The sequence below is a fragment of the Silvimonas sp. genome (genome assembly GCF_031291215.1).
GTDB classification, from domain to species: Bacteria; Pseudomonadota; Gammaproteobacteria; order Burkholderiales; family Chitinibacteraceae; genus Silvimonas; species Silvimonas soli.
Window position 1 is genome coordinate 202,614 of record NZ_JARLJK010000059.1, and the last position, 19,887, is coordinate 222,500.

The 19,887-nt window shown below is 58.6% G+C and carries 17 protein-coding genes and 1 rRNA gene (1 of these 18 cut by a window edge); 11 read left to right on the forward strand and 7 right to left on the reverse strand.

Annotation, left to right across the window (positions count from 1 at the left end):
- Positions 1 to 98: 98 nt before the first annotated feature.
- The 3 genes from hutC to P4L78_RS05530 all read right to left on the reverse strand — a co-directional run bounded on the left by hutC (position 99) and on the right by P4L78_RS05530 (position 3,367).
- The gene (gene hutC, locus P4L78_RS05520) at positions 99 to 809 is read right to left on the reverse strand and encodes a histidine utilization repressor (protein ID WP_309327197.1); all 711 of its coding nucleotides are present in this window, start codon (positions 807 to 809) and stop codon (positions 99 to 101) included.
- A gap of 77 nt (positions 810 to 886) precedes the next feature.
- Entirely contained in the window at positions 887 to 2,071 is a 1,185-nt protein-coding gene (locus P4L78_RS05525; protein ID WP_283148387.1) for a diguanylate cyclase, read from the reverse strand.
- Between the two features lie 219 nt (positions 2,072 to 2,290).
- Positions 2,291 to 3,367 (reverse strand): BMP family ABC transporter substrate-binding protein, encoded by a 1,077-nt coding sequence (locus P4L78_RS05530; RefSeq protein WP_283148388.1) that lies wholly within the window; start codon positions 3,365 to 3,367, stop codon positions 2,291 to 2,293.
- A gap of 199 nt (positions 3,368 to 3,566) precedes the next feature.
- Between P4L78_RS05530 and P4L78_RS05535 the strand changes: the two genes are divergently transcribed.
- The 8 genes from P4L78_RS05535 (at position 3,567) to guaD (ending at position 14,656) form a co-directional block, all read left to right on the forward strand.
- Positions 3,567 to 4,076 (forward strand): nucleoside deaminase, encoded by a 510-nt coding sequence (locus P4L78_RS05535; protein ID WP_283148389.1) that lies wholly within the window; start codon positions 3,567 to 3,569, stop codon positions 4,074 to 4,076.
- A gap of 825 nt (positions 4,077 to 4,901) precedes the next feature.
- A complete protein-coding gene (xdhA, locus tag P4L78_RS05540) occupies positions 4,902 to 6,365 on the forward strand; it encodes a xanthine dehydrogenase small subunit (RefSeq protein ID WP_309327198.1) in 1,464 nt (487 codons plus the stop codon).
- The gene (gene xdhB / locus P4L78_RS05545) at positions 6,362 to 8,716 is read left to right on the forward strand and encodes a xanthine dehydrogenase molybdopterin binding subunit (protein ID WP_309327199.1); all 2,355 of its coding nucleotides are present in this window, start codon (positions 6,362 to 6,364) and stop codon (positions 8,714 to 8,716) included. Before xdhA ends, xdhB begins: the two co-directional genes overlap by 4 nt.
- On the forward strand, positions 8,713 to 9,750 hold the full coding sequence (gene xdhC / locus P4L78_RS05550) for a xanthine dehydrogenase accessory protein XdhC (RefSeq protein WP_309327200.1): 1,038 nt from the start codon (positions 8,713 to 8,715) through the stop codon (positions 9,748 to 9,750). Before xdhB ends, xdhC begins: the two co-directional genes overlap by 4 nt.
- Positions 9,750 to 11,291 carry an ABC transporter ATP-binding protein gene (locus P4L78_RS05555; protein ID WP_309327201.1) on the forward strand — a complete coding sequence of 514 codons (1,542 nt, stop codon included), beginning with the start codon at positions 9,750 to 9,752 and terminating at the stop codon, positions 11,289 to 11,291. The genes xdhC and P4L78_RS05555 overlap by 1 nt, the downstream gene beginning before the upstream one ends.
- Positions 11,278 to 12,351 carry an ABC transporter permease gene (locus tag P4L78_RS05560; RefSeq protein WP_309327202.1) on the forward strand — a complete coding sequence of 358 codons (1,074 nt, stop codon included), beginning with the start codon at positions 11,278 to 11,280 and terminating at the stop codon, positions 12,349 to 12,351. Before P4L78_RS05555 ends, P4L78_RS05560 begins: the two co-directional genes overlap by 14 nt.
- Complete coding sequence (locus P4L78_RS05565) at positions 12,348 to 13,274, forward strand: ABC transporter permease (protein WP_309327203.1); 927 nt, start codon at positions 12,348 to 12,350, stop codon at positions 13,272 to 13,274. Before P4L78_RS05560 ends, P4L78_RS05565 begins: the two co-directional genes overlap by 4 nt.
- Positions 13,275 to 13,336: 62 nt before the next feature.
- Entirely contained in the window at positions 13,337 to 14,656 is a 1,320-nt protein-coding gene (gene guaD / locus P4L78_RS05570; protein ID WP_309327204.1) for a guanine deaminase, read from the forward strand.
- A gap of 53 nt (positions 14,657 to 14,709) precedes the next feature.
- On the opposite strand, the gene P4L78_RS05575 is transcribed toward guaD, so the two are convergent.
- Positions 14,710 to 15,216, reverse strand: a complete 507-nt coding sequence (locus P4L78_RS05575) for a GFA family protein (protein ID WP_309327205.1) — start codon at positions 15,214 to 15,216, stop codon at positions 14,710 to 14,712.
- Positions 15,217 to 15,351: 135 nt separating this feature from the next.
- On the opposite strand from P4L78_RS05575, the gene P4L78_RS05580 reads away from it, so the two are divergent.
- Positions 15,352 to 15,738 carry an MAPEG family protein gene (locus P4L78_RS05580; RefSeq protein ID WP_309327206.1) on the forward strand — a complete coding sequence of 129 codons (387 nt, stop codon included), beginning with the start codon at positions 15,352 to 15,354 and terminating at the stop codon, positions 15,736 to 15,738.
- 19 nt (positions 15,739 to 15,757) lie between these two features.
- Here the strand turns inward: P4L78_RS05580 and P4L78_RS05585 are convergent, their stop codons facing one another.
- Complete coding sequence (locus P4L78_RS05585; RefSeq protein ID WP_309327207.1) at positions 15,758 to 16,963, reverse strand: urate hydroxylase PuuD; 1,206 nt, start codon at positions 16,961 to 16,963, stop codon at positions 15,758 to 15,760.
- 8 nt (positions 16,964 to 16,971) lie between these two features.
- Positions 16,972 to 17,325, reverse strand: coding sequence for a hydroxyisourate hydrolase (gene uraH, locus P4L78_RS05590; protein WP_283148400.1), 354 nt, complete (start codon positions 17,323 to 17,325; stop codon positions 16,972 to 16,974).
- Positions 17,326 to 17,548: 223 nt separating this feature from the next.
- On the opposite strand from uraH, the gene uraD reads away from it, so the two are divergent.
- Positions 17,549 to 18,067 carry a 2-oxo-4-hydroxy-4-carboxy-5-ureidoimidazoline decarboxylase gene (gene uraD, locus P4L78_RS05595; RefSeq protein WP_309327208.1) on the forward strand — a complete coding sequence of 173 codons (519 nt, stop codon included), beginning with the start codon at positions 17,549 to 17,551 and terminating at the stop codon, positions 18,065 to 18,067.
- Between the two features lie 39 nt (positions 18,068 to 18,106).
- Here the strand turns inward: uraD and P4L78_RS05600 are convergent, their stop codons facing one another.
- The gene (locus P4L78_RS05600) at positions 18,107 to 19,072 is read right to left on the reverse strand and encodes a LysR substrate-binding domain-containing protein (protein WP_283148402.1); all 966 of its coding nucleotides are present in this window, start codon (positions 19,070 to 19,072) and stop codon (positions 18,107 to 18,109) included.
- Between the two features lie 529 nt (positions 19,073 to 19,601).
- Here P4L78_RS05600 and P4L78_RS05605 point away from each other — a divergent pair.
- Positions 19,602 to 19,887: ribosomal RNA gene (locus tag P4L78_RS05605) — 16S ribosomal RNA — on the forward strand; it runs 1,248 nt beyond the window's last position.

Consider the following 19,887-nt stretch of genomic DNA (forward strand, 5'->3'; position numbering starts at 1 on the left):
AATCCGCGTGGCACTTGCAATATCAAATGCCGGTTGCCTATTCCTGCATTGCCACCCCGGATTCTCGCTAACGCTTCATCCGGGCTACATGCTGCTCTTCAAAAAGCGCCGGAAAACTGGAAGCGTGATCCTGGATGCCACAAGGTAACGTCGGTCGCCACTTGGTCGTGCGCCCAGGTGCGACGGTGCAAGACCAGGCATGGATCGCCACTTTCCATGCGCAAACGCTGGCGCGTTGACGCATCGGGCATATGCGCGGTGATGACATATTCCGCCCGCTGCAGCGGCGCTTCGCGAGTCATGTATTCATTGGGGGTGATGGCGTTGAAATCCTGCCCCAGATAGGCCGGGTACAAGTGCGGATTCACAAACCTGTCTTCCAGCTGGATGGGAACGGTATTCTCGAAATGCACAATGCGCGAATGAAACGCGTAGCTGTCGGCAGGTAGTTCCAGTGCGGTGAGCGCTTTGGGATCGGTGGTGCGTTCCAGAACCAGAATCTCACTGGTATGCACATCGCCGCGGCTTTCAATTTCGTGCGCAATGCTTTTGATCTGGATAAGCGTGGATTGGTACTTCTTGCCGTTCACGAAGGTACCCGCGCCTTGCACCCGGGTCAGTAGCTGGTCCCCCGTCAACTCACGCAGGGCGCGGTGCACGGTCATGCGCGAAACGCTGAATTGTTTGACCAGATCATGTTCCGAAGGAATCATGCTGCCCGCTGCCCATGCGCCGCTTTCAATCTGTTTGCGCACGTACTCCTTGATTTGCACGTAGGCGGGAACAGGTTTTTGCGCGATGGTTACCATGGTCAACTCATGCCGGGATATGCGCCGCAATATAGCATGAGCCAATTTGTATAGACATGTCGGGATGTTAATCCCGCTTAACTGGCGTATTCAGGCGGCGCTGTGGGCGCGGTGCGTTCAGACAGGATGATCCGGTTGCGCCCTTTGGCTTTGGCTTCATACAAGGCCGTATCGGCGCGCAAGGTGAGTTCTTGCAGACTTTCGTTGGGGTTCCAGTGAGCCAGTCCGCCGCTCATGGTGTACGAGGCCTGACCATTGCCGATGCGAATGGTATTGGCCTCGACCAGCGCGCGCAGGCGTTCCGAGATCGTACGCGCTTCGGCCGGGCTGGCGCCGTACAGCAGCAAGCCAAATTCTTCACCACCCAGTCGTCCGAGGCTATCTACCGAGCGCAAGGCGTTTTGCATGATGAGGGCGAAGTCTCGCAGCACCTCATCGCCGACCGCATGACCGTAACGGTCATTGATTGATTTGAAATGGTCGATATCCAGAAGCAGTAAAGACAATGGCCGCCCGTTGCGACTGGCCAGCGCCATTTGGCGTGTGGCGGTTTCAATAAAGGCGCGGCGCGACAAGGTGTTGGTCAGGTAATCGCGGCTGGCGGTTTCCTCCACGGCGGTGAGCATGGCATCGTGCACCATGACCACCGCGCCCATGCTGAAGGCAGGAACGACAATGGCGCCGAGGGTTAGAAACGTCAGATTCAGCAATGAATAATCGGCCAGCCAGTTGTGGATCTCGGGGTGTTGCAGGTACAGGGCGCACCGCACAAAATGGCCAAAGGCCAGCAAGAATGACAGCCCGGCGGTGTAGTAATGGCCGTAGGTTGAGTGGGTTTGTGGCCGGTTGCGCACGATGGTTGCGCCAATCAGCAAATCCAGAATGGCGTGAAACAACGACGTTGCCAGCACGCGCGCGGTGAAGTTATCAACATAAAACCGCAGCAGGCTCAAGACGATGGCCAGCACCACCAGGCTGCCCAGCAGCGTGCGTACTGGCACTGATAACTGAAAGAAGCGACGACAACCGCTATAGATCAGACACAGCGCCGCTGCCAGCAAGGTATTGCCCAGCACAATCGGCACTACTGCAGGCAACAGGCCGGTGGTTAGATAGCACAACAATGCCACCAGTTCGAGGCCGTTGGCCCAGATCCAGTCACGTACGCCAGGCAGGCCGCTGCGGCGCAACGAGGCCAGCACCAACATCATCATGAAGGTGAGCAGGGCCGTAACAACCAACAAATTGGCGGGGCTTAACATGCTCCAACTCACTCGGGCGGCTCGTACTGGTTGGCCAAAGGCGAACTGCTTATTATCGGCAATTGCTTATGCAATTGTCATTGCGGTAACGGCGCATTGACTGACTGATCAATCTGGTCTTTAGCCTGGAAAATCAGCTTTTGCTCAACAAACACACTGTTTATCAAAAACAAAACGGGCCGCAGCGGGCCCGTTCTGGTTGCACGATAATTTTGCCGCTTACTTGGGCACGCTGCCCACCACGCCATCTACATAGAAATTCATCTGTTTCAGATCGGCATCGGCGTAGGTCTGACCTGCCGCCACAAACACTTTGCCGGTTTGATCTTTGAGCGGGCCCGCATACGGATGCAGCTTGCCGGACTTGATGGCATCGCGCCGATCTTCGGCCAGCTTCTTCACGTCTGCTGGTACCGACGGGCCAAAGTCAGCAATATTGATCGCGCCTTCTTTCACGCCCCACCAGATGTTTCCGCTCTTCCAGGCGTTGGTTTTCACTTCTTCCTGCGTCTTGGTGTAAATCACGCCCCAGTTCAGTTCAGATGCCGCCAGATGTGCCTTGCCGCCGAACTTGGTCATGTCCGAATCCCAACCAAACGCGAACACGCCTTTTTCCTGCGCGGCTTGCACAACTGCCGGGGAATCCGTGTTCTGCATCAGCACGTCGGCCCCTTGGTCGATCAACGCCAGCGCGGCTTCGCGTTCCTTGCCCGGATCAAACCAGCCATTCACCCAGATCACGCGGGTGGTGGCATTGGGGTTCACACTGCGCGCGCCAATGGTAAAGGCGTTGATGTTGCGGATGACCTCGGGGATTGGAATCGAACCGACCACGCCCAGCTTGCCGGTCTTGCTCATCTTGCCCGCCACCACGCCCAGCATGTAGGCACCCTCATAAGTGCGGATGTCATACACGCCCATGTTCTTGGCGGTTTTGTAACCGGTCGCATGCATGAAAATGGTATTCGGGAACGATTTGGCCACTTTGGCCATCTGGTTCATGTAGCCAAACGAAGTGCCGTAAATGACCTTATAGCCTTGCTGCGCCAGATCACGGAACACACGCTCCGAGTCTGCCGTTTCGGGCACGTTTTCCACAAACGTGGTTTTGACGTCCGCGCCATACTTGGCTTCCAGCGCCTTGCGGCCTTGATCATGCGAATACGTCCAGCCGTGATCGCCCGTAGGGCCGATATACACAAACCCGACTTTTACCGGATCAGCCGCAAAGGCGGTGACCGATAAACCGAACGCCAGCGCGGTACAGCTTGCCAGCAATTGAAGGCGCGAAAACATGGATAACTCTCCCCGATTTGGTTGATGGACATGGCGCGCAAACGGCCAGCCGGAATTCTGATGATTACGACAAGCAATGTAGCAATCCGCAGCCTTGCAACCTATGTCTGCAACGTTATGAGTGGTATGCCGTTCTGCATGCATTCGGCATGGACATCGGTGGGGATAATGGCGTCATCCATTTTCCGGAGTTGCCGTGATGCCATCGTCTTACCCAGCGCAAGGGCTGGAACCCACGCCTGAACAAATCCTGCGGCACCTGCGCCGCTCCAATGCGGTGGCTGAACGGGCCATGGCGCTGGGACATCACCCGTTTGGCGCAATCCTGGTCGGGCCGGATCAAGAAACGGTGTTGATCGAACAATGCAACGTGGACACCGTGAACCATGCCGAATCCACTTTGGCGCGTATCGCCGCGCAGAACTTTACGCCGGAGTATTTGTGGAGCTGCACTTTGTATACGGCGGTTGAACCGTGTTGCATGTGTGCGGGTACTGCGTACTGGGCCAATATCGGGCGAGTGGTTTATGGCATGCCGGAGAGTGCTTTGTTGGGGGTAACCGGGAATCATGACGAGAATCCGACGATGAGTGTGTCGTCGCGGTATGTGTTTGATCACTGCCAGAAGCCGGTGAGGTTGATTGGGCCGGTAGAGGGGATTGTTGAGGAGACGTTGGCGATGCAGAGGGGGTTTTGGGCGGGTAGATAGAGTTTGTTAGTGCCTGCGGCACGGATTTTAAAGGCGTTTGATACCCGGGGGTGCCCGGGAGCACCTTACTTCTCTTTGCGTCGCCAAAGAGAAGTAAGCAAGAGAAAGGCGACCCGGGCGCGAGCGCCGACGGGGCCCAAGGTCAAAAGCCGAAGCAAATCGTCTGTATGCGAGGGTTCTTTGCGCGCATCCTGCGTTCGCTCGGTCGGCCGGAGCCTAAGGTCTCCGGCTCTCGGTCGGCGTGATCAACAGCTCTATCAGCCAGGTTCAAGACCTAAATCAAACCAATGGCCTTTGGGCTCCTGTCCTTCGAAGCCCCTGGCGTTCAAATTACACCGAACCGCCCAGGGAGAGCCGGAGACCCAGGCTCCGGCCGATCGCAGGGTACGGCGGAGCCGCGAAGGCCGTCCTGGCTAACAGACGGTTCGTTTCGGTTTTTGACCTTGGGCCCCGTTTGCGCTTGCGCTGTCGGGTCGCCTTTTCTTTGGTTTCTTTCTTTTGGCGACGCAAAAGAAAGAAACGTGTTCCCGGGCACCCCCGGGTATCAAACGCTTTTCACCACCCGTGCCAAAGGCACTCAACTAAACACGCTTTTAAAGCCCAAGCCCAAGCCCAAGCCCAAGCCCAAGCCCAAGCCCAAGCCCAAGCCCAAGCCCCAGGGCGGATTGCACCCCCCTACAAAACCCGCTCACACCACAAACAACACTCCCCCCACATTCCCATAACCGAATAACGGTTATAAGAACCCCCAGGCAGGCCATCCCCCCGCAAAGTGGTAGATTGAAATCATCGACCATCACACCAGACCGGCGGGTATTTCCGGCTATGACTACACGATCCATCCAGTTCTGGTACCGCGGGCAAATCCACAAGGTGGATGGGCTGGCGACGACGCGCAGCGTGCTGCAGCACCTGCGTGAAGACCTGCAATGCACCGGCACCAAAGAAGGCTGCGCCGAGGGCGATTGCGGCGCATGTACGGTTGTTGTGGGTGAACAAGTCGATGGCGAACTGCGCTTGCGGGCGGTGAATTCCTGTATCCAGTTCTTGCCCACGCTCGATGGCAAGGCGCTGTTTACGGTGGAAGACGTGGGCACGCCGGCGCATCCGCATCCAGTTCAGCAAGCCATGGTGGATTGCCACGGCTCGCAGTGTGGTTTTTGCACACCAGGTTTTGTCATGTCGCTGTGGGGCATGTACCAGAACGCGTCCACCTGTCCGGGGCGGGAAGAAGTGGCCGATGCCATCTCCGGTAACTTGTGCCGCTGCACCGGATATCGTCCGATTCTGGATGCCGCCAAAGCCGCCTATGCCGCGCCGCGCAAAGTGCTGGATGCGGTGCCGGTATTGGCTGCGTTGAGCAAACTGGCGCTGCTGCCGCCGCTGCGCTATCAATCGCACGGCCACCATTTCTTTGCGCCACGCCGTTTGAGCGAGCTGGTGGCAATCCGCAGTGAATATCCCGATGCCCGTTTGCTGGCCGGTTCCACCGACGTGGGTTTGTGGGTGACCAAGCAATTGCGCGAATTGGGCGACATTATTTATCTGGGCCAGATCGCCGAACTCAAAAAAATTGAGCACACCGAGCATGGACTGGAGATTGGCGCGGGCGTGGCGCTGAGTGACGCATTTTCCGCGCTGACGCAGCAAGAACCACAATGGCTGGAACTGGCCCGCCGCTTTGCTTCCGTCCCCGTGCGTAACGCCGGTACGCTGGGTGGCAATATCGCCAATGGCTCGCCGATTGGCGACAGCATGCCGGCGCTGATTGCGTTGGGCGCCACGCTGGTGTTGTGGCGCGGCGATCTGCGCCGCGAAATGCCACTGGAAGCGTTTTATCTGGGCTACCAGAAGAACGCGCTGGAGCCAGACGAGATTGTCGAAAAAATCTGCCTGCCCGATGCGCCTAACCAGGGTCATTTGTTCCGCACCTGGAAAATCTCCAAGCGCTTCGAGCAGGATATCTCCGCCGTGTGCGGCGCTTTCATGTTGCAACTGGATCGTCACGGCATCATCACCCAGGCCCGCGTGGCGTTTGGCGGCATGGCCGCAACGCCTAAACGGGCTGAACAAACCGAACACGCTTTGCTGGGGCAGCCGTGGAATCGCCCAACCGCTGAACAAGCCGCCTTGGCGCTGGCAGAAGACTATCAACCATTGTCGGACCTGCGTGCCAGTGCCCAATACCGGCTGGAAGTCGCCGCGAATCTACTGCAACGATTCTGGCTGGAAACCGGCGCCGGTGCGCCAGTGACCCGGTTGGGGCAAATTCATGAGGTGAGCGCATGAATATCCAGCGCGATCCTGGCCCGCATCTCGCCGCTACCACCAGTCAGGTGGGCAAGCCGCTACCACACGAAAGTGCGCTGCTGCATGTAACCGGCACGGCGACCTATACCGACGATTTACCCGAACTGGCCGGCACCCTGCACGCTGCTCTGGGGCTGGCGACCGTGGCGCATGGCCGCGTGGTCAAAATGGATCTGGATGCCGTACGCGCCGTGCCCGGCGTGATTGCGGTGATCACGGCCAGCGACATTCCCGGCGCCAACAACTGTGGCGTGGTAGTGCACGATGATCCGATTCTGGTCGATGCGGATATCCAGTTTTATGGCCAGCCGCTGTTCGCAGTGGCGGCGCGGAGCCACGATATTGCCCGCCGTGCCGCCCGGCTGGCGAAGGTCGAGTACGAAACACTGCCCGCGATTCTCACGATGGAGGAAGCCATCGGCGCGCAGTCCTGGGTTTTGCCGCCAGCGGACATGAACCGTGGCGATGCTGCCGCAGCGCTGGACAACGCGCCGCACCGGCTCACCGGTTTTGCCAGCGTGGGTGGCCAGGAGCATTTTTATCTGGAAGGGCAGGTGTCTTATGCGCAGTTGCGCCCAGACGACACCATGCATGTGTATTGCTCCACTCAGCACCCGAGCGAAATGCAGCATCTGGTGGCGCACGCCTTGGGTTGGCGCTCGCATCAAGTCAGTGTGGAATGTCGACGCATGGGCGGCGGCTTTGGCGGCAAGGAATCGCAATCCGGGCAATGGGCTTGCCTGGCGGCGCTGCTGGCCTGGCAAACCGGCAAGCCGGTCAAGCTGCGGCTAGATCGTGACGACGACATGGTACTTACCGGCAAACGCCATCCGTTTCAGGCGCGCTGGGAAGCCGGGTTTGATGCTGACGGATTGATTCGGGGACTGAAGCTGGAGCTGGCCTCCAACTGCGGTTACTCGGCGGATTTGTCTGGCCCGGTGAATGATCGGGCGCTGTGCCATCTGGATAACGGATATTACCTGGACGCCGTGGCCATCCGCAGTCTGCGCTGCAAAACCAACACGGTATCCAATACCGCGTTTCGTGGTTTTGGTGGGCCGCAGGGCATGTTCATGATCGAGAGCATCGTCGATGACATTGCCCGCCATCTCAAGCTGGACTCGCTGGCCGTGCGCCAGCGTAATCTCTATGGCGAGAGCGACGGTGATACTCGCAACACCACGCATTACGGCATGAAGGTGGAAGACAACATTCTGCCGCAAATGCTCAGCGAACTGGCGCAATCCAGCCAGTATGCCGAGCGCCGGGCGGCGATTGCGTTATTCAACAACAACAGCCCGATCATCAAGCGCGGCATTGCGCTGACGCCGGTGAAATTTGGTATCTCGTTTAACGCCACGCTGTTTAACCAGGCCGGCGCGCTGGTGCATGTTTATGCGGACGGCACCGTGCTGGTGTCGCATGGCGGCACCGAGATGGGCCAGGGCTTGTACACCAAGATTCGCCAGATTGTGGCCGAGGTGTTCGGGCTACCGCCTGCCGATATCCGCTTTACCGCGACTGACACTTCACGCATTCCCAATACCTCCGCTACCGCCGCTTCGAGTGGCACCGATCTGAACGGCTATGCCTCGCATAACGCCGCACTGGCGATTCGTGAACGGCTGGCGTCGCTAGTGGCGCAAATCGCTGACTGCCAGCCGCAAGAAGTGCTGTTCCTCGATGGTCGCGTGCTGGCGCCGGGTTTTCTGGAGAGCTTTGCCGATGTCGCCCGGCGCGCTTATGCCGCCCGCGTGCAGTTGTGGAGCGATGGTTTTTATCGCACGCCCAAAATTCATTGGGATGCGACGACCCGTACCGGTCGGCCGTTTTTCTACTTTTCTTATGGCGCGGCGGTGAGCGAAGTGGCGATTGATACGCTCACCGGCGAGATGAAAGTGCTACGCGCAGACATCCTGCATGACGTGGGTCGCTCGATTAACCCGGCGGTGGATATCGGCCAGATTGAAGGTGGTTATATCCAGGGCATGGGCTGGCTGACTTCAGAAGAACTGTGTTGGCAGCGCGAAGGTGCGCAGCGGGGCCGTTTTAACTCGCACGCACCATCCACCTACAAAATCCCGACTGCGTATGACGTGCCGGAGATACTCAACGTCAAATTGTTTGATGGTGCCAATTTCGAGGAAACCATCCACCGTTCCAAAGCGGTCGGCGAACCACCGCTGATGCTGGCGTTGTCCGTCTTCTTTGCCGTGCGCGATGCCGTGGCCTCAGCCGTAGGGCCGGGCAGTCGGCCGCCACTGACTGCCCCCGCCACGCCTGAAGCCATCCTGCGGGCCATCCGCCAGGGCAAGGAGCAAGCCATATGAGCGCCTGGTTGCAAACTCTCGCCCAGCGCTTGCAGGCCGGAGACGACCAGGTGCTGGTGACCGTGGCGCGCGCAGAGGGCTCCACGCCGCGTGACGCCGGCACGGTGATGCTGGTCAGCGCCACCGACACGCTCGATACCATCGGCGGTGGGCACCTGGAATGGGAAGCCATCGCCATGGCTCGCATATTACTGGCGGGCGGGCCGCAACAAGCTTTGCTGCGCTTCAGTCTGGGCGCGCGATTGGGCCAATGTTGTGGCGGAGTGGTCTGGCTGGTGCTGGAACGTATCGCGGCCAGTGACGCATCCGCGTGGCAACAGCGCGCCGATGCTTTGCGCCATGGCAAAGCCTTGCAACGCAGCGTGGCCAGCACCGGCAATGGTTCGGACTGGACGCTGGTTGCGGCAGACGAGCTGGTGGCCAAAGCCGAGCTGGCGGGTGATGTCAAAACCTGGTCTTTGCAGCAAACGCTGGTGCCGTATCCATTCACCGTAATGTTGTTCGGCGCCGGGCATGTCGGCGCAGCGTTGGTGCAGGTGCTGGCGCCGCTGGGCATCCGGCTGATCTGGATAGACGAGCGGGACGATATTTTTACCGCCATGCCCGATACGTGGCCGGACAACGTTGAATGCATCGCCACCGACACGCCTGAAGCCGACATCGCCGCCGCCGCGCCGGGCACGTGTTTCTTGCTGATGACCCACAACCACGCGCTGGATTTTCAACTGTGCCAGGCCGTGCTGCGGCGAGATGATTTTGACTACTTTGGCATGATCGGTTCGCACAGCAAACGCGCCAGTTTTGAGCATCGTTTGCGCGATCGCGGTGTGGCGCCGGAGCGTTTCAAAGAGCTGATCTGCCCGATCGGCGTGGCCGGGATCACCGCCAAAGAACCCGCCGCGATTGCCATTTCTGTAGCCGCGCAGCTATTACAGGTGCGCGAACGCCGCGCGTTGCTGGGCCGGCTGGCTTATTCGCAAGACGACCAACATTTTTCTGACCAACCTGCCACCCAATCCTCGGAGCACGTTTGATGAGCGAAACGCCCCGCTTGCAACTGGCGCATGTCACCAAGCGCTACCCCGGCGTGGTCGCCAATGATGGTGTTGATCTGAGCGTGCAGCCCGGCGAAATCCATGCCGTGCTGGGCGAGAACGGCGCGGGCAAAAGCACGCTGATGAAGATCATCTACGGCGCGGTGCAACCTGATGACGGCCAGATGCTGTGGAACGGCAAGCAGGTCAAAGTCGCCAGCCCGCACGAAGCGCGGCGCTTGGGCATTGGCATGGTGTTTCAGCACTTTTCGCTGTTTGAGACGCTCACCGTCGCCGAGAACATTGCGCTGGTGCTGGATGAAAAATTCGACCTGGCCGCGCTCTCCGCCCGCGTGACTGAGGTCTCGGAGCGTTACGGTTTGCCGATTGATCCGCAGCGGCTGGTGCATGGTTTGTCGGTGGGCGAGCGCCAGCGAGTGGAGATCGTGCGCTGTTTGCTGCAAAACCCGCAGTTGCTGATTCTGGATGAACCCACATCCGTGCTGACGCCGCAGGCGGTGCAAAAGCTGTTCGAGACCTTGCGACGGCTGGCCAGCGAGGGTGTGTCCATTCTCTACATCAGCCACAAGCTGCATGAAATCCAGTCGCTGTGCGATGGCGCAACGGTAATGCGCGGCGGCAAAGTCACTGGCACCGCCATTCCGCGAGATGAAACGCCATCGAGCCTGGCGCGCATGATGATCGGCCGTGATTTGCCGGTGTGCGTGTCTCCGCCATTTACCGGCGACGCCAGATTGGTATTTAGCGTCGATAAACTGAGTGCCACCACCGATGACCCATTCGGCACGCAATTACACGATATCGATCTGCAACTGCATGCGGGCGAGATCGTCGGCATTGCCGGGATATCCGGTAACGGCCAGGCCGAACTGCTGGCGGCGCTGTCCGGCGAACTGCCGGTGCAGGCCGAAATGATCAAGCTGGAAGGCAAAGCCATTGGCCATTTGCGCGCCGGGAAGCGACGTGATGCGGGTCTGTGTTTTGTGCCGGAAGAACGCCTGGGGCGCGGTGCAGTCCCGGCAATGTCGCTGACGGAAAACACCATCCTGACCGCGCATCGTAAAGGGCTCAAGCAGCACGGTTTGCTCAAACTGAACGCGGCGCGTGAGTTCGCACTGCGCTGTATCGAGCGCTTTGACGTGCGTTGCTCCGGGCCCGCTGCGGCGGCACGGTCGCTCTCCGGTGGCAATCTGCAGAAATTCATTGTCGGGCGCGAAATCATGCAGGCGCCAAAAGTGATGATCGTCGCGCAGCCAACCTGGGGCGTGGATGTGGGTGCAGCGGCGTTCTTGCGGCAAACGCTCATCGACTTGTCGCGCCAGGGCGTGGCGATTCTGGTGGTGTCAGAAGAACTGGATGAATTGTTCGAGATTTGCGATCGCATCGCCGTGCTGGCGCAAGGGCGCTTGTCGGCCGCGCTGATCAAGGCGCATACCAATGCTGAATCCATAGGCCTGCAGATGTCCGGTTTGGCGGCCACACAACAAAAACAAGAGGAACCCGCCGATGCACTTGCTTGAACCCCGCGCCCAGCCCTCGCGCAAGATGCGCTGGCTGGCGCCTGTGTATGCCATTTTGCTGACGCTGATCACCGGCGCTTTACTGTTCACCGCGCTGCATAAAAATCCGTTTCACGCGCTTTATATGTTTTTTATTGCGCCGCTGACCACGTCATACGGCTGGAGCGAACTGCTGGTCAAAGCCTCGCCACAAATCCTGATCGCGCAAGGGCTGGCGGTGGGCTTTCGGGCGCGGGTGTACAACATTGGCGCGGAAGGCCAGTTGATCATGGGGGCGATCTTTGGCGGCGGGGTGGCGATCATGACTGACGGCAGCACCTCGCACTGGATTCTGCCCATGATGGTCATCGCCGGTGCGGTCGGCGGTGCGTTGTGGGGCGCGCTGGCAGCGTGGCTCAAGACTCAGTTCAACGCCGAAGAAACCCTGACTACGCTGATGCTGACCTACATCGCCACACTGCTGATGGCCTATATGGTCAACGGCCCATGGCGTGATCCATCTGGGCAGAATTTTCCGCAATCGATCATGTTCAGCGATACGGCGACTTTTCCGATTCTGCTGGAAGGCAGCCGGGTGAATGTGTCGGTGTTCATTACGCTGGCGGTGGTGGTGGTCTTCTGGGTGTTCATCAGCAAGAGTTTTCTGGCCTACCAGATTGAGGTGAGCGGCCAGGCTCCCGCTGCCGCGCGTTATGCCGGGTTTTCGCAAAAGAAATCAATCTGGCTGGGTTTGTGTTTGTCCGGCCTGACGGCGGGTCTGGCCGGAGTAGGCGAGGTGGCCGGGCCAGTGGGGCAGCTTAATCTGAATATTTCTCCGGGCTACGGCTTCTCGGCCATCATTGTGGCCTGGCTGGGCCGTTTGCATCCGGTGGGCATGGTGCTGGCGGGTTTTCTGATGGCGCTGATCTATCTGGGCGGCGAAGCGGCGCAAGTGTCGCTGCAACTGCCATCGGCCATGACCGGTTTGTTCCAGGGCATGTTGCTGATCTTTCTGCTCGCCGCCGATGCTTTTATCAATAACCGTTTCCGTCGTCGCAAACGCGTTGCGAGGTTCGCATGAGTATTGCTCAAATATTGCCGGTACTTGCAGCCTCGATGGGTGCCGCAACACCCTTGTTGCTGGCTGGCCTGGGTGAGTTGGTGGCCGAGCGCTCCGGCGTGATCAACCTGGGCGTGGAAGGCATGATGCTGATCGGCGCCATTGCCGGGTTTGCCTGCGCAGTGGATAGCGGCCTTGGCGCATGGGCCGGTTTGGGTGCAGGCGCGGTGGCCGGGGCGCTCGCGTCCTTGTTTTTCGCTATCCCGGCCTTGTCGCTCTCCGCCAACCAATCCGCTTGCGGGCTGGCGCTGACCATCTTTGGCGTGGGTTTGTCGGCCTTCATCGGGCAGAACTATGTCAGTTACAGTCTTCCTGGCATGCAACCGTGGCCGGTGCCGGGGCTGGCATCTATTCCGTGGATCGGGCCGGTGTTATTCAATCAGGCGCCAGTGGTGTACGTGGCGCTGGCGCTGTTTGCCGTGACATGGTGGATTCTGGCCCGCACGCGCGTTGGCCTGGTGTTGCGCGCGGTGGGCGAGTCCCCCGACAGCGCGCACGCTATTGGTTACCCGGTGCTACTGATCCGCTACGGCGCGGTGATGTTCGGCGGGGCGATGGCGGGCCTTGGTGGAGCGTATCTTTCCACCGTGTACACGCCGCTGTGGGTGCAAAACATGACCGCCGGACGCGGCTGGATTGCCATCGCGCTGGTGGTGTTTGCCAGTTGGAAACCGGGGCGTTTGCTGATTGGGGCGTTTTTGTTTGGTGGCGTCACCATCTTGCAGTTTCACGCGCAAACGCTGGGGATTACGGTGCCGATTCAGTTGCTGGCGGCGTTGCCCTATCTGGCAACAGTGGTGGTGCTGGTGGTGATCTCGCGGGATAAACGCTTGGTGCAGTTGAATCTGCCAGCGTCGTTGGGGAAGCCATTTTTGCCGAATTGAGGCCGGTTATCCAGATAATGCAGTCGGCATAATCCAGCGTAAATAGGCCTAAAATAGACCGCATGAATACCCAAACCTCCCAAACGCACTTGATCGTCCGCGGCAGCATCCTGCACTTTCTGCAAGATCCTGGTTTGTACCCGGACGCCGAGTCGTATCGCTATCTGGACGACGGCTATTTATGGCTGGCGGATGGCTACGTGCGTGCCACCGGTGCGTGGGATGCGCTGGGTGACGTCCCCGCGCCCGTGCGCAACGTGGCTGAATGGGCCGACCATTCTGGTCAGCTGATTTTGCCGGGCTTGGTCGATACCCATATGCACTACGTGCAAGCGGGCATGATTGCCTCGTTTGGCTGCCGCCTGCTGGATTGGCTGAACGATTACACCTTTCCCGCTGAAGCCGCGTTTACCCATCCGGAAGTCGCCGCCGAAACGGCGCGGTTTGTGGTGGAGCGCTTGCTGGCCCACGGTACTACCACTGCGTCGGTGTTTGGCAGCGTGCACCCGCAATCGGTCGATGCTTTCATGGCCGAAGCCCAGCGTCGCGGTTTGCGCATGTTGTGTGGCAAAGCGATGATGGATCGACATTGCCCGCCGGAAGTGCGTGACACCGCCGAGCGTTCCGGCCGCGATAGCCAGGATCTGATCGACCGCTGGCATGGTAAAGATCGCCTGCGCTACACCATTACGCCACGTTTCGCCCCCACTTCCACGCCCGAACAATTGGCCATCGCCGGGCAGTTGTATCAATCACGGCCGGATTTGCACGTGCAATCGCATCTAGCTGAAAACGATAAAGAAGTAGCATGGGTCGCCGAGTTATTCCCGGATCAACGCGATTATCTGGATGTTTACGAACATTACGGCCTGACCGGCCCGCGCACCATCTACGGCCATTGCATTCATCTGACCGAGCGTGAGCAACTGGCAATGAGCCAGTCTGGTACGGCGGCGGCGTTTTGCCCGACCTCCAATCTGTTTCTGGGCAGCGGCCTGTTCGATTACCACGGCATGGCGAAATCTGGTGTGCGCGTGGGTTTGGCGACGGATGTCGGCGGCGGCACGTCTTTCAGCATGATTCGCACGCTAGCCGAAGCGTACAAAGTCTCGCAGGCGCGCCATCATGCCTTGTCGCCTTTACGTGGCTGGTATCTGGCGACACTGGGCGGGGCGCGGGCACTGTACCTTGATGGGTTTATCGGCAACTTTGAACCGGGCCGCGAAGGCGACTTTATCGTCCTCAAGCTTGATGCCACGCCAGAACTGGCTTTTCGCATGGACCGCACCCGCACGCTGGCGGAGCGCTTGTTTGCCCTGACGATATTGGGCGATGAGCGCTGCGTGGCCGCAACTTACGTGATGGGCCAACGTATCCACTGAGGCGTTCAGCGAGAATAATGCACCGGCATTATTCTCTTCGTTACCCAATTCATTTATTTAGTCTCAGATGCCGGCGATACGCCGCCAACTCTCTCGTGAAACTCGGCAATGGATTCTTCCGAATAACGCTGGAAGCGTTGATCCTGCGCTTTGAAATCCACCTCCACCCAGTCCGGCTTGAATTCCAGCATCATGTGCGTGGTTTCGGGCGTTTGGGGGAGCGGGGTGTCGATGGCGGAGGCAAACGGGTGAATCAGCTCTGGCCATTCCGCGTCATAGACCCACAACGCCGTGCCGCATTCACCGCAGAAATGCCGTTCGCCGCTACTGATATGAACCTTGGCATCTTCCGGGTTTTTGACACGGGCGTGATACATGCGGATGTGCTTGCGGCCATTGACCTTGAGCGTATCGGCCAACGCACCCAAGTTGATGGCATAGCCACCGCCACCCTGGGCTTTGCGGCAGATGCTGCAATAACAGCGCTGGTAGGGGAGCGGATGCGGCGCTTCAACACTGAATGTCACCGCGCCACACTGGCACGAACCTTCTAGCAACATTGCGTTCTCCTCTGGCAGGGTGCGGTAGTAGCCGCTCTGATGCAGTATGGACGCCCATGTCCTGTTTGCATCCCGGTCAACGGCGCATCGCCTCACCGGATTTCTCTGACGACGTTTTTTGGGGAACACGCTTTCATGACCACAGAGTTGCAGTACCTGGCCTGGAGTATCGTGTTGGGTCTGGTGTATTTGATGGCCTATGCCACGGCCATTCGGCGGCAGAACGGAGTGGAGTGGGCGACCGGCGCGCGCGATGCAGACAAACCACCGCAAGGATTGGCCGGGCGGCTGGCCCGCGCCCAGCGCAATTTCATGGAAACCTGGCCATTTTTTGCAGTGGCCGTGTTGCTGGTGCATTTGCTGGCGAAAGAATCGGCCCGCAGCGCGTGGGGTTGTGAAATCTATTTATGGGCACGCGTGGCCTATCTGCCGCTTTACGCCCTTGGCGTGCCCTGGCTGCGCTCGCTGGTGTGGGTTGTATCGATGATCGGGCTAATCATGGTGTTATCAGCCATGTTCTGAACTGGCCCGATATGCACGCTTACTTTGCGCCACCTTCAAACCAGCGACCGATTTGCGCCCGTTCAGCGTCGGTTATCCCTGTCAGATTACCCAGCGGCATGGCTTTGAGTTGCACCACCTGCTGATAGATTTTGGGGGCGTTGGCGCGCACCACGGCATCGGTATCAAACTTCAGGCCGTTTGGCGCCGTGGGCATTTTGGTTGGTTTTTCTGAGTGGCACTCAATACAGCGACTATCAATAATCGGCCGGATGTCTGCCAGCGTGGTGGCGGCAGGTTTGGCAGGCTCGGCGCTCGCCTGCGCGGCCGGGAGCGCTTTGGGCGCATGCCACACCAGCACCACCGCCAGCAAAGCCAGCCCGGCCAACGGGTATTGCCACTTATATATACCTTTGTGGCGCAGGTTGAAAAAATGCCGGGTCAGCGCGGCGGCAAGCAGGATGATCGCCAGTGTCAGCCACGGCAATTCGCCCGAATAGGTAAAACCGTAGTGATTACTGAGCATGCAGAAAATCACCGGCAGCGACAGATAGTTGTTATGCACGCTGCGTTGTTTGCCGCGTTTGCCGTGGATGGGGTCTGGCGTTTGCCCTGCGCGCATGGCGGCGACCATTTTTTTCTGGCCAGGGATAATCCAGAAGAACACGTTGGCGCTCATGGTGGTGGCGATCATCGCTCCCACATGCAAAAACGCGGCGCGGCCAGATAACAGATGGCACAGCACAAAGCCGACTAGAACCACAAAGGCGTAATAGATCACGCCAAACAGCAGCTGGCTGCGCGTAAACAGTAAACGACACAATATGTCGTACGCCACCCAGCCGATCACCAATGTGGCGATGCCGACCAGCACTGCGGCGCCGGGTGTCCGGATGGCGCTGTTGGCGTCGATCATGTACACGCCGGCTTGCGAGTAATACAGCGTGCTCATCAGGAAAAAGCCGGACAGCCAGGTGGAATAGCTTTCCCACTTGAACCAGTGCAGTTCATCCGGCAGTTTCTTTGGCGCGAGCAGATACTTTTGCGGGTTGTAAAAGCCGCCGCCGTGCACTGCCCACAATTCGCCGCCCACCCCTTTGGCTATCAACTCCGGATCAACGGGCGGCTTGAGGCTGTTATCCAGCCAGATGAAATAAAACGAAGAACCTATCCACGCGATGGCAAAGATCACATGCATCCAGCGCAGCAACAGTGACGCGCACTCAATCAGATATCCGGAATCCATCGGGTTCCTTAGCTGCCGCGATAAGTAGAGTAACTCCACGGCGACACCAGCAGCGGCACGTGGTAGTTGGCAGAGGTATCGGCTACGCCAAAGCGCAGCGTGACTTGATCCAGAAAAGGCGGATCGGGCAGGGCGACCTGGCGGGCCCGGAAATACGGAGCCACTTCAAACTGCAATTCATAGACGCCAGCGGTAAACGTATCACCCGCCAGCAATGGCTGGTCGACACGGCCATCGGCGTTGGTGTGCCCTTCAAACAGGGTTTGCGGACCGGTGCTGCTCATGCGCAATAAACGCAGTCGCATCCCCGCCGCTGGCAGGCCGTGCGCAGTATCCAGAACGTGTACCGAGAGCTTTCCCATTTCCCCGCCAGAGCGCAAATCAGACGCTGTCGATTATAGAAGGAGCCCCGTCGGGCGCGGTGGCATAACGAGTATGCGTGGTGGCGCATATGAGCGTTTGCGACACGGTTGTTTCAAGGTCATATGCCAATGCGCAAGATATCTATAACTGCGCTTGCCTTGTTGCAGGGGTACGCGTCTTTTAGAGTGCATCCAGACACCCAGTGCACCACAGAGGACCGGCATGACCGCGACGTATTCCCTTCAAGCGTTATCCAGTATGGATGAGCCGGCCTTTGTGGCCGCGCTGGGCGATCTGTATGAACACTCGCCCTGGGTTGCCGCTGCTGCTTGGCAGTCACGCCCGTTTAATGATCGCTCTGCATTGCAGGCGGCGTTAAGCCAGGCCATGCAGAACGCTGATCCGGCAAAACAACTGGCGCTGATCCGCGCTCACCCGGAACTGGCTGGTAAAGCGGCGGTGCGCGGCGAACTGACCGCAGAGTCGCAAACCGAACAAGTGGGCGCCGGGCTGGATCAGTGTTCGCCGCAAGAGTTTGAGGAAATCCAGATGCTCAATCACGCCTGGCAAGACAAGTTTGGCTTTCCGTTCGTGATTGCCGTGCGTGGACTGACTCGCGCCGACATCATCGCCGCCATGCGCAAACGTCTCGCCCACGACAAGCTGACCGAGTTCGGCGAGGCGTTGCACCAGATCGACCGTATCGCCGAGTTGCGATTGGTGCAACGACTGAGCGCCTGAGATACGGTCGAGTCCGACTGGCTATACATAGATATATATCTACGCAGCTAGCTGCTTGTTGCGCGCCTCGTGCATCGTCACCCCGTAACTGCGCGCCACCCCCGCAACTTGCTCGCGGAACCAGCGGCATTCATCACCATGATGACTGCGGTCATGCCACAACATATAGAACTGCATGCGCGGGAATTCGATTGGCGCATGCGAGATCGCCAGCGGCATGTGATCACAGAAGTATTCGGCGAACATGCGTGGGCCAGAGAAGATCATCTCGGTTTGCAGTAATAGATAAGGCACCAGATTAAAGTACGGCACGTATGCCACCACATTACGCTTGAGCCGTTCCCGCGCCAGATGCAGATCAATCACCCCGCGCTGACCCACCGAATACGGATTGGGCACCAGATGCTCGGCCTGCACATATTCATCTATAGATAGCTTGCGCCCGGCCAGTGGATGGCCTTCACGCATCAGACAGACCACCTCATCCTCAAACAACGGCAGCATGCGCAGATGCTCGGGCGGCTGTGGCCAATTGCCAATCACCGCATCCAGATCACCGTTCTCCAGCGCCCGCACGTAATCGTAGTCCTGCCCCAGCGAATGAAACGCCACTTGCGATTGCGGCGCCAGCTTGCGCAGGCGGGCAACAATCTCGCCAATCAGTGCAGCGTTGAGGTAGTCCGGTGTGGCGATATTAAAGATGCGGCGAGATTGGGCGGGGTCAAAGCGCACTTGCTGCATGGCGATCTGCTCGATCTGCTGTAGCGCAATCTTCACTGGCTCCAGCAAGGCCATGCCACGCTCAGTGGGCGTCATGCCGTTGCGGCTGCGTACCAGTAGCTGATCTCCCAGCATGTCACGCAGGCGGCGCAACGCGGTGCTCACCGCAGGCTGCGACTGGTTCAACCGGCGGGCGGCGTTGGACACGCTGCATTCGGTTAACAGCGCATGCAATACGCGCAACAGGTGAACGTCAATCGATTCCCAGGAATAGGGTCCGGCCATGTCTGGCTCCTTGCTGGATGATCACATCAATGAAGCAATCGCCGTTCCAGCAGCCAGTACTCCCATGGGACGGCATATAGAGAACATACAGATAGATATATAGCGCACAAACCTGCCCTGGCCGCCCCAATACGGTGCCTGCCGGGTTTGTTTGGTGCTCAAAGGGCTAAAACAGTGTGGTAAACGGCGGGTTTGTTTGCGGCTGTAATCTTTTTTTCATAAAGATTGCTTGCCGATCAGTCACTTGGCGGGAAAATTGCAGAAATTGCGGGGGAAGGTGTTGACGGGGTCTGGTCTGGTCCGTATAGTTCGGTTTCTCCGCTGCAGACACAACAGCGAAACGGCGAAAACGAAGAGTTTAGCAGGGTTTCCGGGTCTGGTGGCAAACGATCTTTAACAAATTACAGCCGATGAGTGTGAGTGCTTGGGAAGGACAAAACAAGTACTCGCACTTAGATGAGAATATTTGCAAAGTTTTACTTTGTAATTTCGAGTTTTAAGCGAGTGCGAAATTTAAGTAACAGAGATTGAACTCAAGAGTTTGATCCTGGCTCAGATTGAACGCTGGCGGCATGCTTTACACATGCAAGTCGAACGGACTTGTGGGGCTTGCTCCACAAGTTAGTGGCGAACGGGTGAGTAATGCATCGGAACGTACCGTGTGATGGGGGATAACTAACCGAAAGGTTGGCTAATACCGCATACGCCCTGAGGGGGAAAGAGGGGGATCGCAAGACCTCTTGTCATACGAGCGGCCGATGTCGGATTAGCTAGTTGGTGAGGTAAAGGCTCACCAAGGCAACGATCCGTAGCGG